General features: G+C 39.1%; 11 protein-coding genes. 5 read left to right on the top strand and 6 right to left on the bottom strand.

The features are described 5' to 3' along the window. Positions 1–57: 57 nt before the first annotated feature. The 6 genes from ABJG98_RS16435 to ABJG98_RS16410 form a co-directional block, all read right to left on the bottom strand. Positions 58–2376, bottom strand: a complete 2319-nt coding sequence (locus ABJG98_RS16435) for a T9SS type A sorting domain-containing protein (protein ID WP_348280633.1) — start codon at positions 2374–2376, stop codon at positions 58–60. Next, positions 2357–3067, bottom strand: a complete 711-nt coding sequence (locus ABJG98_RS16430; RefSeq protein WP_348280632.1) for a hypothetical protein — start codon at positions 3065–3067, stop codon at positions 2357–2359. Before ABJG98_RS16430 ends, ABJG98_RS16435 begins: the two co-directional genes overlap by 20 nt. Before the next feature lie 70 nt (positions 3068–3137). Continuing rightward, positions 3138–3974 carry a hypothetical protein gene (locus ABJG98_RS16425; protein ID WP_348280631.1) on the bottom strand — a complete coding sequence of 279 codons (837 nt, stop codon included), beginning with the start codon at positions 3972–3974 and terminating at the stop codon, positions 3138–3140. Between the two features lie 25 nt (positions 3975–3999). Next, entirely contained in the window at positions 4000–5460 is a 1461-nt protein-coding gene (locus ABJG98_RS16420; protein ID WP_348280630.1) for a RagB/SusD family nutrient uptake outer membrane protein, read from the bottom strand. Between the two features lie 15 nt (positions 5461–5475). Beyond that, entirely contained in the window at positions 5476–8463 is a 2988-nt protein-coding gene (locus ABJG98_RS16415) for a TonB-dependent receptor (RefSeq protein ID WP_348280629.1), read from the bottom strand. Positions 8464–8614: 151 nt separating this feature from the next. Continuing rightward, complete coding sequence (locus tag ABJG98_RS16410; protein ID WP_348280628.1) at positions 8615–11371, bottom strand: putative LPS assembly protein LptD; 2757 nt, start codon at positions 11369–11371, stop codon at positions 8615–8617. A 166-nt stretch (positions 11372–11537) separates the two neighbouring features. Between ABJG98_RS16410 and ABJG98_RS16405 the strand changes: the two genes are divergently transcribed. From ABJG98_RS16405 to ABJG98_RS16385, 5 genes are read left to right on the top strand one after another with little or no spacing between them, the layout of a single operon-like run. Further along, a complete protein-coding gene (locus tag ABJG98_RS16405; RefSeq protein WP_348280627.1) occupies positions 11538–12338 on the top strand; it encodes an N-acetylmuramoyl-L-alanine amidase in 801 nt (266 codons plus the stop codon). Positions 12339–12350: 12 nt separating this feature from the next. Then, complete coding sequence (locus ABJG98_RS16400) at positions 12351–13268, top strand: MlaD family protein (protein ID WP_348280626.1); 918 nt, start codon at positions 12351–12353, stop codon at positions 13266–13268. A 9-nt stretch (positions 13269–13277) separates the two neighbouring features. After that, on the top strand, positions 13278–14906 hold the full coding sequence (locus ABJG98_RS16395; protein WP_348280625.1) for an acyl-CoA carboxylase subunit beta: 1629 nt from the start codon (positions 13278–13280) through the stop codon (positions 14904–14906). Between the two features lie 12 nt (positions 14907–14918). Next, a complete protein-coding gene (locus ABJG98_RS16390) occupies positions 14919–15770 on the top strand; it encodes a transglutaminase-like domain-containing protein (RefSeq protein WP_348280624.1) in 852 nt (283 codons plus the stop codon). Further along, positions 15767–16462, top strand: coding sequence for a DNA alkylation repair protein (locus tag ABJG98_RS16385; protein ID WP_348280623.1), 696 nt, complete (start codon positions 15767–15769; stop codon positions 16460–16462). The genes ABJG98_RS16390 and ABJG98_RS16385 overlap by 4 nt, the downstream gene beginning before the upstream one ends. Positions 16463–16464 lie beyond the last annotated feature (2 nt).

Here is a 16464-nt window from a genome sequence, read left to right as displayed (position 1 = left end):
CCCAATGGGACCTTAAGAACTGATATTGTTAGCCTAACGACATTACTCAAAGACTAATTAATGATGCACGACAATAATTCTTTCTATCGTGCCGGTCTCAGTCTTCGCCCTTACGAGATAAACACCAGAGTTGAGACCTGAAATATTCATAGAAATTTCACCCTTGAATGCTGGTTGTTTCTTTAAAATACGACCAGTCAGATCTACTATTTCGATAGCTGTAGGCTTAGATACTTTCACTTTTAAATAGTCGGTTGCAGGATTTGGATATAAAACCATGCGATCCGACTCTGAAGTTGAATCTAGAATTATGAAAATATCTGAAATGTTTTCACAGCCTATTTCGTTTCTGACAATGACCTGATAATTTCCATTGCCATTGAATGGTATTTTAGTTGTGCCACTGTCATCAATAAGTTCACCATTGTAATACCACTCTATGATGAAAGCACTCGATAACAGTCTTAACTCGTTATCAGAGAAAACAATTTGTGGTTTAGCGGGTTTTTGGCTTGTTGTTGCTACGGTAGCATCTATCAATTCTGTCTCTTCACCACTTTTTATAGTGACTTGATACGCGCCACCGCTGAGGTTAGGGAATAGTCCATTCGTTTGAAAATTTTCACTATCAATACTGTACGTAATATCATTGCTGTTAAAGCTGGCGCTGACTTCAATTGCACCATTAGCGTCGCCAGCACACATTTCATTTGTTATTGCCACATCTCTAATGACAATACCTGTGGCGTAGCTTACCGCTACATTATCGATGAAAAAATTATTTCCCGTGTTCCCTGTTGCTTGTATTGCAAGCTGAATAAAATCAGAACTCTCCTCAACCGGTATATATTTTTCCACATGAACCCAATCTTGATCAGTTGGATTGAATGCTGACGCTTTTGGATCAACTGTGGCATCTATTTTACCATTTGCTGACCAGACATTTGACCATTGTCCGCATCCTTTAGCCAGAATCTGGATGTCATCAATTCTTTCAGAAGATCCATCAGAAAAGTAGGTGAACGCGTAATCAAAACTTAAAACATAGTCCATAGCTCCTGGATTTTCAATTGGATCTAACAATACATAATCAGCATTTTGATTGTTCGTATGGCTAAAAAATTGATAGGAGAGTGATTGATTACTTTCTAAACCAACTGATTCAATAGAAAATGTATACGTATCTGATGGTGAGTGAAGCACAAAATCTCCTATGACGCTAGATTCAAAATTTTCATCCATGCTTGATGTATTGACACTACCATACTCGAGTACCTTTATTGCGTCTTCGATGATCTTGATATCAGTCCCTCCATCTGTTCCATAAACTGTTAGTTGCACATCGTACGATCCCGCGGCAGTATACGATGTATTAGGATTCTCTTCCGTAGATGTGGTGGGAGACCCGTCGGTAAAAGCCCATTCTATATTGTCATATTCCCCCAATGACAAATTGCTGAAATTGACTTCATCACCTACACACACCACACTTTGCTCTGAAATGAAATCCGCATTATAAGGTTTGGAAATGAGGTAATTTCTAAAACTAAGGTATCCTGATAGGGATCGATCAAATTGGCCAGTAGTAAAAAGTCGTCTGCAACTTTGCGTGGAATATGACATAATATTTTCCGCATTTGGCTGATATAAATCTCCATTGGCGTCTCTTAAGGTGCCTGTATATTGACAACTACTGTTGACTTTTCCTGATAGGTTAGGATCAGCTGGCGTGTCGCAAATTTCATCTCCGGCAGTTGTACAGTTACTTCCATCTACCAGCTCGTCTGTGGTACCATTGTTAGTTTTTCCATGGGTATGATAAAGGGTAAGGTAATGGCCAATTTCATGGGACAATGTGGTTCCATTTATCGTACAACCGTTGTCCATAAGAATTCTATCCGGATTGCCTGGGAAGTAGGCATATCCGCATAAGGCGGATCCTCCTGAAGTCACACTATTTGCAAAATAGATATTGATGGTGTTTGCTACATCACGTGTGCCTGCAAGAACACTTTCATCACCCGCGTCATAGTCGAAGAACTTATCGCTGTCCACAAAGTCAATGTCTCCAAAAATGAAGAATTCCAGATTTGCAGCTCCATAGAAACTATTAACAGTTTCAATCGCAGTTTCTAGTTGTGCCACTGATAATCCGCCTGTACCATCCTCTCTTCTGATAATATGCGCGGTTATGGCTAATTTATATGAATCAGCTGCAGAAGTTCTTAATCTGTCCAATGGTATTAATCCATCTTTTATCATTTCGACTGTTCTTGAGTCTATGGTGGTACCACAGTTCTTCTCCTGAGCATGTGATACAAAAAAGGCCATCATCAAAGTGATGATGGCCAATTGTTTAATTTTTAATGCTTTCATAATATTTTAATACTAATCCCAAATCTTGCTCCTCTTTTACATTAAGAGATTCTCTTTTAATGTAGTCTTTGATTTCTTCCTTTTTATCAGCTAAAAGTTTAAGAATCGCCCCTTTACTGTTATTAATAGATGTCAAACCACTTTCTCCTCTTTCAATGAAGAACTCTTCTTTATAAACATATTTATCGTAGGCAACCCCACTGCCGTAGGCTTGATTTCCAGCATCTTTTTCTTCCAAACGTACGCTGTGTTGTTTGTATAGATTGATTGAAGTTCCTGTATAGATTATTTGAAGAAATAACATTCTGTCATTATGATAAACTGTTTGAAAATGAAGCTTTTTCCCATTATCAATCACTGTGAAGTTTCGAATATTTTCTTTTCGAAGAGTAGTCATACTGCCACGAATTTTTCCGATTAGGGCGTCAAATAGCAGGTCATATTTCAATTCTATTTTATCCACTTTGAGACTGTCTGTGGTTTCCACTGATCCTGTTTTCCATTCTTCATAGAGAAAACGATCCCCAAGAGTATCGTCGTTTTCATTAAAGGATCTAAGCTTATTTCTTTCCAGCCAAGTTTCAATATCATGTTGTCTTCCCGCTCCTGTGAGGCTTGGAAGACCTTGAGAGTTTGACCATAACGGCAGTAGTAATAGTGCAAATGCGAAATATCTCGATAACTGTTTCATGTAATTTTTAAGATGTAAAAAAACGAGCACCGAAATTTCGGTGCTCGCTTAAATTAGAATTTATAAAGATTTAGTCTCTAGTAAGCACAATTTCATATGGTCCAAAGCTGCCCAGTGGTCCACTAAGAGTAATGACTCCACCTGAAAATGAGCTAGACTCGATTGTAAGGTTTGCGAATAGAGCTATCTGAGGTGCACTGCCAAAAGAAACTTCACTCGTACAAGGAAGGAAAGTTATTGGTGTCCCTTCATTAAAGAATGTATCATTTCCAGCAACATTGCTCCAAGTCGCAACCGTACCTGATGGATCAGTTGCATCAGCAGTTAATTCAACAGCATATGTTTCGCCGAAAGCACTTGCAAGAGTTAACCCTTCATTGGTGCCGCTTGTAAAGACCTCAGCTACAGAATATGTGCCAGCATAGTCAGCTACGAGATCAAATGCGCAATCGTCATCTGAAATTGTAATTGCAACTGTCTTATTATTTTCATCAGGACCGGGTAATCCAATTGTAAGATCCTCACTTACCGAAGTAATTGTGAGTTCTATCAATTTGTCACCATCCTCATCAAAATTGTTTACTGGAGAAAAATCCACAGTTGCGGAAACTTCACCTGCTGGAATAACCAAGGTCCCTGAGTTATCAGAGAGTGTAAAATTTCCAGCAGTACCTGTCACCGCTGTTGCTGTATATTCAACAGTAAGGTCATTGCTTAAAAGTGGTCCTGCCATGTTTACTTCAAGTGTCAAACTCGACGCGCTACCTTCTAAGATAGAAGTTTCACTGACGGTAAACGCTACAAAACTCCCATCAAAAACTGCTTGAGTTTCTGTCTCTGTACAACTGACTGCTACCATAAGGATGGCTGCAATCAATAATGTATATAGCTTATTTATGTATTTCATTTTTAGTTATTTAAAATTGAAAGAATTATCCACCAAGGAATGCAGTCCACAACGCATCCTGAACCATGTTAGGATTTGCATCTGTTTCTTCCTGTGGAATTGGCCATGCAAATAATTTATCCCCATAAGGGATGTTGCAATTACCATTAGTAAGTGTGCATCCGCTGCCTCGATCCATATCAATCTGAAGACGCTTAATGTCACCGTATCTATGACCCTCAAATGCAAGCTCTCTTCTTCTTTCCGCGAGGATATCGTCAATTAAAGCAGCACCTGAACTATTAATTGCCGGAGCATTAGCTCTAGCAGTTATCAGGTTAATTGCGTTTTGTGCAGGAGTTGTCTGTCCATCTCTTGCTAAGCACTCTGCCTGAATAAGTATCATTTCACTCAATCGCAGGATAGGGTAGTTGAAAAGACGGGCATTGCCATCATTCCCTGGAAACTTATTCACAAAGTTGATTCCACCAATATTTCTATACCAAAGGTTTCGAAGATCGGCTGGATCATACTGAGCAACAATATCATCACTTGGACCAAGGTCACCATATCCGTCTACTCTATTGTAAATTGCTCCTAAACCTTCCAGACCATTATAGTTTGAATCATTAGTGCTATTTTGATAGATAACTAGAATATCCTCTGATCTAGCCGTTGCAGTAGCCCATTCGACCATGATGTTGTTAGTGTTATTATCACCATCTAAAACTGTGCCCGCGGTATATGTACTTAAAGTATATCCACCAGTGTTGATCACTTCATTAGCATCGGCAAGTGCATTGGTGTAATCACCCATGTAAAGATTTACTCTCGCTCTCAGTGCAACAACTGCCATTTGACTTGCTCTTCTACCTCCAGCGGAAGTTGCATTCGTCATTAGGCCTTCAGCAGCATTTAGGTCATTCATGATATTTGTAAAAACCGTACCCGTATTATCCCTTGCAGGAGTTCCGATTTCATTGGTTATCACATATGGAATTCCTAAGTGTGATTGGTCAGCAGTAAAGTTGTAGTCCTGAGCATAAATTCTCATGACGTCAAAATGAGCCAATGCACGTACAAAATATGCTTCTGCTTTCAGTTGATCTTTAATACTCTGATCTCCGGTTACATCATCAATTCTATTGATAACCTGATTCGCTCTTCCAATTACGTTATATGCTTGAGTCCAATTACTTACCGTAGTGTTCGTTGGGTTTAACTCAAGTGTATAGTAAACAGTCAAGCGCGCGCCTGCTCCATCAGGGATGTTACCATTATCGGAAGAAGCATCCATTAGTGCTGGAAAATTTCTGCCGTAGTAACTTCCACTCTGAAGTCCAGAGTATAAGCCTATTATAGCATTTTGAAAATCACCAAGTGATTCAAATGCCGCATCAGTGGAAACAGATTGTTGTGGTTCCACCTCTAATTGATCTGAACAGCTAATGCCCATTATTACTAATAGAGCTAAGCTGATTTTATATAATTTATTATAAGATTTCATACTTCAATTTTTTAATTAAAATCCAATGTCGATACCTACAGTATAAGATCTAGGTTGTGGGTACAATCCAAAATCAACTCCGGTAATCCCTACTTCAGGATCAAGACCAGGATACTTAGTCCATGTCTTAATATTTTGACCCTGTGCGTAGATTCTCACACTTGTAAGCTTCATCTTGGAAGCCAAATCTGATGGTAGATTGTACGCTACTGTCACATTTCTCAATCTCAAGAATGATCCATCATGTAGCTGTCGTGTTGAACTATTGTTTCCACCGTCAGTATTTCCTTGCTTGATTATTGGTACGTCTGTTACGTCGCCAGGCTGTTGCCATCTTCTCAATTGCTCATCACTCTGGTTTCTTCCGAAACGTGAACCATCACTATTGATGAATCTAGATACACTCCTGAATACATCATTTCCTTGGCTCAAGAATAAAAAGGCTGATACAGAGAAACCTTTGTAAGTGAATGTATTGGTAAGCCCTGAAAGGATATTTGCTACTGGACTTCCAACAATCTGACGATCAGCTTGACCATATGAGGTTACTATGTTGCCATCTTCATCAAACCATAGTGGTGCACCATTGGCAGGATTTACACCAGCATATACTGGAAGATACCAAGCATTTACAGACTCTCCTACACGTTGAATGGTGTTACCGCTCACGATATCTGCACCATCAGGTAAGCTGGTAATCTCATTCTGGTTTCTGGAGAAATTAACATCAGTTGCCCATGAGAAGTCTCCCATTTCAAGGTTTAAAGAACTCAGTGTTACCTCAAATCCTTTATTCACCATAGTCCCCAAGTTCTGATCTAATTGCGTAAAGCCAGTAGTTCTCGAAATTGGCACTTGTAATAGCATGTCAGATGTTTCTTTATTGTAGTAATCAACTGAACCGCTTAGTTTACCTTGAAATAAACTGAAATCGACTCCAATATCTACCTGAGAGCTTTGCTCCCACGTTAAGTCTGGGTTATCAAGCTGAGATGGGAAGCTCACAGAGATTCCATCGTATGCACCAAACTGATAAAGACCTCTGGAATCGAAGTTTCCAATGGATTGGTTACCCGAGGTACCGAAACTACCACGAAGCTTTAATTGATCAACAAAACTTGCATTGAAAAATGATTCATCTGATATATTCCATCCTGCTCCCACGGAGTAGAAAACTGCAAAACGGTTGTTTGCTCCAAACCTTGAAGAACCATCTCGTCTTACACTGATGTCTAAGAAATATCGCTCATCGAAGTTATAATTTACCCGAGAGAAAATACCCCAGATAGCCCATTCTGTACCGAATGCACCATAGCTAAAGTTATTCGCACCCGAATTAATAGTTCTCAACTTATCAGATGGGAAATTATTAGCGGTTACATCAATTGATTCTCTATTAGCATTTTGGTATTCGTTACCAATAAGAACAGATACATTATGAGAGTCATTAAAAGTGGTATTGTAATTCAATGTACTTGTAATAACATAATCACGGTTAAATGTAGAAACAGCCGTTACAAAACCTCCATCATTTACACCATCCGGGTGATTTTGAGAAGTCCAGCTGTCTTCATTGATTCTTACCATATCCATTCCGACGCTCTGGTTGAACGTCAATCCTTCCATGATATCATAATTCACGAAAACCTTACCAGTAGTACGGAAGGAGTTAGCCACATTGCTAGAAAGCGCTTGAGTAGCTACGTGATTTTGATTTGAGAATCCGGGAGTATTGAAGTTGAATCCAGTTCCTCGATCGTCACCATTATCAATCTGCTCTTGTGTAGCAAATACTGGATAAAGTGGAGACATGTACATTCCACCATAAATCGGATCTCCAAAAGAAGTTCCTCCACCATATCTACCATTTTGCTTAGCATTGGATATCGTCAGGTTTACACCGAATGTAAGTTTTTCGGTAGCAGAATGGTCAATGTTAAAACGTGAAGAAAATCTTTCTAACTTCGTTTGAACAGCTATACCTTCCTGATCTAAGAATGATCCTGAGATAAAGAATCTTGTTTTTTCATCTCCACCACTTGCTGATAATTCATAGCTTTTAAGCGAACCATCTTGGAAAGCTAAATCTAACCAAGGAGTATCTACTGTATCAGGGACTATTGGGAAATATGTTGAAGCAGAACCTGCATCATCAGGGTCTCCGCCTGTATTCGTCACGGCCTCCCGCATATACTCAGTAAACTGAGCTGAGTTCATTACATCAAATGGATCATCTCTTCTTTGAGAAACACCTTGCTGAACTCTTAAGGTGAACTTAGTTTTTCCTGGTTTACCCTTTTTAGTTGTGATGATTATTACACCATTAGCAGCTCTGGAACCATATATAGCAGCAGCGGACGCATCTTTTAATACAGTTACATTCTCAATATCATTTGGATTGAGTGATGCAAGCGCATTTGCGGTTTGCTGATCTCTACTTAAATCTCCAATATTTATTGGAACTCCGTCTAACACATATAAAGGTGCGCTGCCAGCGTTAATTGATCCAATTCCTCTCAGTCGAACGTTTGTTGCTCCGCCAGGCATACCACTCGTTCCTTGAACGTTTAGGCCGGCAACATTTCCCTGAAGAATATTATCAAAACTTGGAAGAGGTACTTGCTCGAATTTTTTGCCATCAACTTTGTCAATTGACCCTGTCAATTTTTTAGTTGTTGACTCTCCATATCCTACTACGATTACCTCTTGTAGTTCTGTTGCTCCTCCCAGGGTTACATCAATGACTGATCTGGTGCCAACATTTATCTCCTGAGCTTCGAAACCGACATAAGAGAAGACGAGAATATCTCCATCATTTACTTGAAGGCGATAGTTTCCGTCAATGTCAGTCGTTACTCCTGTAGTGGTACCTTTTATTACCACATTCACTCCGGGCAGGCCTTCACCAACATCGTCAGTGACCTTTCCAGATACCGATCTCTGGGCTTGTACTTGTGACAAAGCCAAGAGACACACAATCAATGAAAAGAAAAACTTTTTCATAAGCATGATTTGTTTGTTAAAAAATGATTTAAACCTGTAAGAGTAGCTTTGAAAAAGTCTAAATAATTGTAAAAAAGAAGGCCTCAAACCATAGGGGATTTGAAGGTTACAGTAGTTTTTAATTCTATTTTACAATTTTTGGAAAGCGCTTCTAATTAAAGAAGTCAAAAAAGCTGCGGCGTTTTTCTAGCTTTAAATCCTGAAGTATAGATGACTTCACACGGATAGAAAGAAAGTATGATTGGAATCTCCCAAAAGGCACCCAATCGAAGTTCATTGTCCAGCAGTGAAGATCCCTTGAAACACCCACGCGTGTGGTGGTAAAATCTTTGGCTTCAAAATCATAACCGGAGTTAAATGTGATTTGAGTTTTATCCGTTAGTCCCAATGTTCCGCTGAATTGAAAACTCTGACGAATTGAGGCGTCCTCAAATCCCCTCTTGGTTCTATTGATCGAATATTGCATTCTTAAAGACCAGGGCACATTGAAATCCACATACATTTCGGGGTTATTTTGAATGTGGTTTACCTGCTGTCGTTCCAGATCGGAATATCCATCAAAACCAACTTGTTCATCTGGCGGAGATACTCCATCTAAACCAAAGTCATCTCTACCGCTATTGGTGTTGGATGTGGACGTATTGTTTCTATTCGAACTATTGGGTGATAGGTTAAGACTTATTGCTGTATTTAAGCTTGAAAGTCTACCAAGCCCATTTCCATTGTTCCAGGTATATCTATCCAATTTTCTTTGACTCACCACTCGTTCACCGCGAGAATTTATAGTTTCTGAGAGGAGTAAATATTCATATGGATCTAGTGATCCAGTTACGTTTAGGCTGATTTTTCCATCAAAAAAACTGGTTCGGGCGTTGATGTTTATGTTACTCAGTTTAAATGAGTCAGCTGCCAGGTTATAACCGGTACTTATTCCCAGGTTGTCAAATAATTTGACTTTTTTGAAGCCATTCACTGTATCCTTTTTACTCGCTACTTTCATCTCAAGGTTGTTAGAAAGCGCAAATCCAAGTGTCTTACTTTCACCGCCAGGAGGTGATCCGTAAGCAAAGCCCTCATATTTACTTACTCGCTGTGTGTTCCCCAATGAGTCGATTTGGACATCACTATAGACACCATATTTCGTATCGGAGAAGTCTGGACTGTAATTAAATGAGACACTCGGAGTCATCACATGTCTGATAGCCTGAATTTTACCTTTGGTAAAAAATACAGTTCCATATACTCGGGTATTTAGCGAAGCTCCAGTAGACCAACTACCAGCTCTGCTAAATCCGCTTACAGTGTCAATTCGTACACCATTTTCTTCTTCTACATACTCATATTGAAGTTCTTTGGTGTACCAGAGTTCCTGATAATTAAATGTTGGGTTTAAAGTGAAATACTTGAAGACATTCATCGATGTAGATATTGGAACTGCGTGCTTGAATCCAAGCTGAGATCTTCTGAAGATCTCATTAAAATTGTCACTGTTGAAGGTGATTACAGAGTCAGACCTTGCACTTCTGTTAATTACATTAAAATTGGAGCTTCTAATTCGATCATTTGAAAGTTCATTCTTAGCAACAAGATTATGACTAAAGCTCAATTTTGATATCGGTGAGTTGCTCGAGTTCACTACGTTCTTGAATGGGTAAATACGATTCATATTTACTGTTAGGTCTGGTAGTGTAAGGTTGACAATCCCAGATTGTAAATTTTGACTATGCCTGAGGTTACTGGACATATTAAAGGGTGTTCCCGCAAATATTTTCCGATAGCTTATACTTGAAGCTAGTTGCGAGTTGATACTTCGGTCAAAATCCTGAACAACAAGGTTGTTGTTTTGTGTATAAGTCCTGGTCGCAGCATTTACAGATGCTGAAAATGAAGAGTTGCCTTTAGATTCCGGTGTATGATTCCATCGGATACTATAATCATTGGTTTCAATCGGGTTTTCTACATCATCGGTTACAGAGTTGGCGTAGGAGAAATTGAATGTTCCTCGAAATGAATATCGTTTGTAGTAGTTAGATACAGCATTTACACCGCTTCCGCCTTTGGAGTAAATATCGCCTGTCAGCCTTAAGTCCATGTAATCGCTAATTGCGAAGTAGTAGCCGCCATTTCGAAGGAAAAAGCCCCTTCTTTGTTCTTCTCCATAGGAAGGGACGATAATTCCGGAGGATTTTTCCTTAGGCTGAGGGAACATTCCAAAAGGGAAAAATAAAGGTGTTGGTACATCTCTAAATCGCATGTTAAATGGACCAGACACAACCTTATTATTAGGTATTACTTTGAGTTTGGATGATTGAATTGAAAAGTGTGGATCCTCAAGATTGCACGTAGTATAGGCCGCACCACGAATAAAAAGCTCATCTTCAGCATTTTTCTTCACATCTTCTCCATGCATGAAACCACCTTGTTTTTCGGTAATTACACCTTTGATCAAGGCTCTTTCGGTCTTGAAATTATAAACAATATCATCGGTGACGTAAGTGTCTGGTCCCTCTGTAAATACTGGTTTTCCAATTTTCCTTCCAGTAGAATCTGTAACATACTTTGCTTTTAATGTCCGCTTATTCCAGTCTACATCTGTACGCTCAGCATCTAGGGATACTCTTCCATAATCAATATGAGTTTCTCCATATAGGAAAAGCTCTCGACTCTTTACATTAAAGAATAGTGAATCTTTTGCGTTGTAATTAATAGTAGTCTGAATGTCACTTTGATTCTGGGTAGGTGCTTGAATGGCCGTGGAATCGTTCTTGGTTGTATCTGATGGTGGCAATTCGATCAGGCGGTCACCAATAGAAATTTCCTCTTCTGCGTTGTTATAGACAGAGTCTATTTCCTGTGAAAATCCACAGAAAGAAATAATGAAACAGAAAAGTATAATGAGACACCTCAATCCAACTCGTTTTTTTGAAAATGAACAATGACCAAACTATCTTTGAGATGTTTAATTATCGGCACAATTGGCAGATTATTTGCAATAAACAGCAAAGGAAAATGACTGCCTTGGCCGGTTTTTCTAACTTTTGCGTAAAAGTATTTCATTTTAGACAATAAAGGGAGTGAGAAATCTAGTTCTACCCATCGGATTGACATTATTTTTAGTATTAGCATCATTTCAACCTGTAGGTAAAAGGAATTTTGCTGTGACCAAGATTGTAATTGATCCGGGACATGGTGGAAAAGATCCAGGTACACTTGGGTCTTATACCAAAGAGAAAGATGTTGCACTTCAGGTAGCTCTCAAGGTTGGTGATTATGTGAAAAAATACATCTCTGACGTGGAGATTATTTTCACTCGTAAGGACGATACCTTCATCGAGCTTGAAAAGCGATCTGAAATGGCCAATAATCATAATGCAGACTTGTTTGTTTCGATCCATGCAAACTCCTTACCAAAAACCACTCCCCTCACCAGGAAGAAATCCATAAAAGGTTCTGAGGTTTATGTAATGGGAGCTCAAAATACAGATAGAGCCTTGGAAGTTGCCCAAAGAGAGAATTCAGTAATCCTGCTTGAAGAAGATTATCAGAAGAATTACGACTTTGACCCACAATCAGAAGAATCCTATATTCTATACAATCTAACGCAATCGGCGTATCAAGATAATAGCCTTATGCTGGCAAGCTTGATTGATGGTCAGCTCAAGAATAGAGCAGGTAGAAGAAGCTATGGAGTTAAACAGTCAAGTCTTTATGTAATGTGGAGTACAGCTATGCCAAGCGTGTTAGTGGAAATTGGCTACCTTTCCAATCCGATGGAAGAGAAGGAACTAAATAACCCTGAAGTTCAATCTTATATTGCCTCAGGAATTTACCGTGCCATTAAAGAATATAAGGAAGCATTTGATGCTCAGAATTAAAAATTAAGAACTGTGTCAAAAGAATTTAAGATTGGTTTAATCACCATTATTTCAGGAGCTCTCTTGTACTATGGGTTCAATTTCCTCAGAGGATCTGATTTGTTTTCACCCTCCAATAGATTCTACGCAACTTACTCCAATGTTGCAGGTCTCAACGTCTCTAACCCAATCTATTTCAATGGATTACCTGTCGGAAGAGTAAGCGGTTTTGAACTGGTTCAAAAGAAAGGATACATTGTTGTTTCGCTTGATATTGATGAAGGATTAATGATTAGTAGGAATGCGTCAGCAACCCTTGCGAATGATGGACTTTTTGGAGGAAAGGCAATTGTACTTGATGTAGGGACTTCTCAAGAAATTGCTCAACCAGGAGATACCTTAGCCTCCGATATGGATGCAGGTATGCTATCACAATTTGAGCCAGTTGCAGACAACTTAAACACAACTATAACCAAACTCAATAGTCTTTTAGATGAATTGAATAAAACAGATATAAGGGGAACCGTGGATACATTAAAATATTCTATTGGAACCATCACAAATAAGGTAAATAGACTACAGGTAGAGAAAGTAATTGCCTCTACAGATTCCCTTCTCATAAGTATAAAAGATCGTTCAGATCAATTAGATGAAGTTTTAGCAAGTTCAAAATCATTGATTGACTCACTAAGGAATGTTCCGTTGACTCAGACATTAGAAAAAGTAAACGAGTCACTGGATCACGTGAATAAGCTTTTATTAGCAGTTCAGTCTGAAGAAGGAACAGTTGGAAAACTTCTTAAAAATGATTCCATTTATAATAATTTGAATAAGCTTTTGGTAGATATGGATGAGCTCATTATTCACTTTAATAACTACCCGAAAGATTTTATGGCTCCTCTTGGAAAAAAGAACAAAAAGCTCAAAGGAATTTCACAGGAAGGTAAGTAGCGAAAATTCATGGACATTCAATTCAACAAAAATGAAGATGCCAACAAGCAGCTGGTATACAAGCTAAACGAGCGTCTGAAAAAAGTAAAACTTGGAGGAGGTGAAAAGAAAATAGCCTCACATCACAAGAAAGGGAAACTCACCGCACGTGAGCGTATCGAATACCTCCTTGACGATCCGCATGCTTTTCTTGAAGTTGGTGCATTTGCTGCTGATGGAATGTATCAGGAAGTAGGTGGTTGCCCATCAGCAGGAGTAGTTACTGGTATTGGGAAAGTGTCCGGGAAGCAATGCATGATAGTGGCTAACGACGCAACTGTGAAGGCAGGAGCATGGTTTCCAATGACGGCCAAAAAAAATCTTCGCGCCCAGGAAATCTCCATTGAAAATAACCTGCCAATCATTTATCTAGTGGACAGTGCCGGCGTTTTTCTACCCATGCAGGATGAAATTTTCCCAGATAAAGAGCATTTTGGGCGTCAGTTCAGGAATAATGCAGTTATGTCCTCTAAGGGAATCGTGCAGATTGCAGCGATTATGGGAAGCTGTGTTGCCGGCGGAGCCTATCTCCCAATAATGGCAGATGAGGCATTGATTGTTGATGGCACTGGATCGGTTTTCCTAGCAGGCAGCTATCTCGTAAAATCCGCTGTTGGTGAGGATATTGATAATGAGACCCTAGGTGGTGCTACTACACACTGTGAAATTTCAGGTGTCACTGACAATAAATTCGCTGACGATAAAGCTGCCCTGGATGCCATTAAAAAGATTTTTGACAAAATCGGAGACCCCGACACTGCAGGATTTAATCGAGCTGAAAGCCAGGCTCCCAAGAAGAAAATTGAAGATATCTACGGTGAATTCCCCTCAAATCGAGGAATTCAATATGATATGGTAGAGGTGATCAAGTGCCTGGTAGATGACTCAGATTTTGATCAATACAAAGAATTGTATGGTAAGTCAATTGTATGTGGATACGGAAGAATTGATGGATGGAGTGTAGGTATCGTGGCCAATCAAAGAAAAGTAGTAAAAACAAAAAAGGGAGAAATGCAGATGGGCGGGGTGATTTACTCAGACTCTGCAGACAAGGCTGCGAGATTCATCATGAATTGTAATCAACGTAAGATTCCATTAGTATTCCTACATGATGTGAATGGATTCATGGTTGGTTCACGTTCTGAACATGGCGGTATCATAAAAGATGGAGCTAAGATGGTGAATGCGGTTTCTAACTCTGTGGTTCCTAAATTCAGCATCGTGATGGGCAGCTCCTATGGAGCTGGTAACTACGCCATGTGTGGAAAGGCGTACGATCCACGATTGATTTATGCATGGCCTACAGCAGAAATAGCCGTAATGAGTGGTGGTTCTGCAGCAAAGACACTTCTTCAAATTGAAATTGCATCAGCTAAGGCAAAAGGCAAGGAGCTTACTGATGAAGAAAAACAAGCACAGCTAAAGAAAATTGAAGATTCATATAAAGAGAAGTTAAGCCCCTACTATGCCGCTTCACGACTTTGGGTGGATGGTATTATTGATCCAAAAGAAACCAGAGATGTAATTTCAAAAGGCATAGAAATGGCGAATCATGCACCAATTGAAGAACGCATGAATGTAGGAGTCATTCAAACTTGATAACTTTATTACTTGCTCAAAGAATCTGAAATAAAAGCCCTTGTTGTTCTCCTGGATGACGAAGACCATGAGGTGGTTTCTCATGTTGAGGAGAAGATCATGTCTATTGGAACTAGCATAATCCCTTTGCTGGAACTAGAGTGGGAGAGCACGTTTAATCCGATCATTCAAGGGAAGATTGAAGATTTAGTCCATGAGCTTCAATTTGAATTATTAAAAGAGCGTTTTTTGGAATGGAAGGAACGAGAATCTGAAGATTTACTGGAAGGACTTTGGATTGTTGCAACTTATCTTTATCCAGATCTGGAGTTAGAAGAATTACGGAAAGAAACTGATCAATTATATCATGAGCTATGGCGTCATATGGAAGATGAAATGATTCCATATGACCGCATTAAGATTTTTAATGAGATTTTTTTCAACAAATTCAGATTCAGAGCAAATACTAAGAATTTCCATTCTCCCGCCAATTCCATGATCAATGCAGTGTTGGAAACAAAAAAAGGGAACCCGATCTCTTTGTGCTCGATCTACTTACTATTGGCTAAAAAAATGGAGCTACCCATCTATGGAGTAAACCTGCCAAATTTATTTATTCTGACATATCAGATTGGGGATGAATCTTTTTATATCAATGTATTCAATAGAGGGTTAGTTTTTACACGTGATGATATTGATAATTATTTAGAAAGTCTTCAACTTGAGAAACAGGATATTTTCTACAATCCATGTTCTAATCTTGACATAGTGCTAAGAGCACTTCGAAATCTCATTGTTTCGTTTGAAAAACTCGGAGATTACCACAAAGCAGATGAGATTAAATTGATCCTTCAGAAAATGGATGATCAATATTTCTCTCTATGAAGACCCTCGATCATATTTTAAAGGACCTAAATGATATGGCAGATCCTGAATACATCTCCACAATGGAGTATTTTGGGATTAAGGGAGCACCTAAAACTCTCCTCGGTATAAAAAATGCTTTTTTAAAACCATACGCGAAAGAATTAGGCAAGAGTCAAGAACTAGCGTGTAAGCTGTGGGATCAAAATTTGCACGAATGCAAACTGCTTGCAATTCACGTATCAGAACCTAAGAAATTTACGCGGGAAAAAGCCGAAAAATGGATTTCTGAGTGTTATTCGTGGGATTTAGTAGATGGACTAGGGATGAGAATTATATCCAAAACAGATTTTGCTTATGACAAAGTGAAAGAGTGGAGTAGTAGGCAGCCTGAATATGAAAAACGAATGGCCTTTGCAGTCATGGTTGGCCTTTCTCTTGCGAGTAGTAAACTGTCGAACGAAAATATTGAGCGATTCTTCCCAATAATAGAAAAAGAATCATGGGATGACCGAAACTTCGTAAAAAAAGCGGTGAATTGGGCACTTAGACAAATAGGCAAGCGAAATCTGGCCCTAAATGCTAAAGCGATTGAAGTTGCGGAACAAATTAAACTTCAAAACACAAAACCTGCCAGATGGATAGCTGCTGATGCACTTAGAGAGCTGAAAAGTGATAAGATCCAGAGTAGGCTGAAATCCAAGAAATCCTAATT

This window comes from Ekhidna sp., from assembly GCF_039960695.1.
Lineage (GTDB): Bacteria > Bacteroidota > Bacteroidia > Cytophagales > Cyclobacteriaceae > Ekhidna.
Note: the sequence above shows the minus strand (reverse complement) of the source record. Positions and strands in the feature narration are given on the sequence as shown.

Excerpts from the sequence above, each read along its gene's own strand:
- ABJG98_RS16435 (WP_348280633.1), bottom strand. The coding sequence starts at position 2,376 with ATGAAAGCATTAAAAATTAAACAATTGGCCATCATCACTTTGATGATG.
- ABJG98_RS16430 (WP_348280632.1), bottom strand. The coding sequence starts at position 3,067 with ATGAAACAGTTATCGAGATATTTCGCATTTGCACTATTACTACTGCCG.
- ABJG98_RS16425 (WP_348280631.1), bottom strand. The coding sequence starts at position 3,974 with ATGAAATACATAAATAAGCTATATACATTATTGATTGCAGCCATCCTT.
- ABJG98_RS16420 (WP_348280630.1), bottom strand. The coding sequence starts at position 5,460 with ATGAAATCTTATAATAAATTATATAAAATCAGCTTAGCTCTATTAGTA.
- ABJG98_RS16415 (WP_348280629.1), bottom strand. The coding sequence starts at position 8,463 with ATGAAAAAGTTTTTCTTTTCATTGATTGTGTGTCTCTTGGCTTTGTCA.
- ABJG98_RS16395 (WP_348280625.1), top strand. The coding sequence starts at position 13,278 with ATGGACATTCAATTCAACAAAAATGAAGATGCCAACAAGCAGCTGGTA.
- ABJG98_RS16385 (WP_348280623.1), top strand. The coding sequence starts at position 15,767 with ATGAAGACCCTCGATCATATTTTAAAGGACCTAAATGATATGGCAGAT.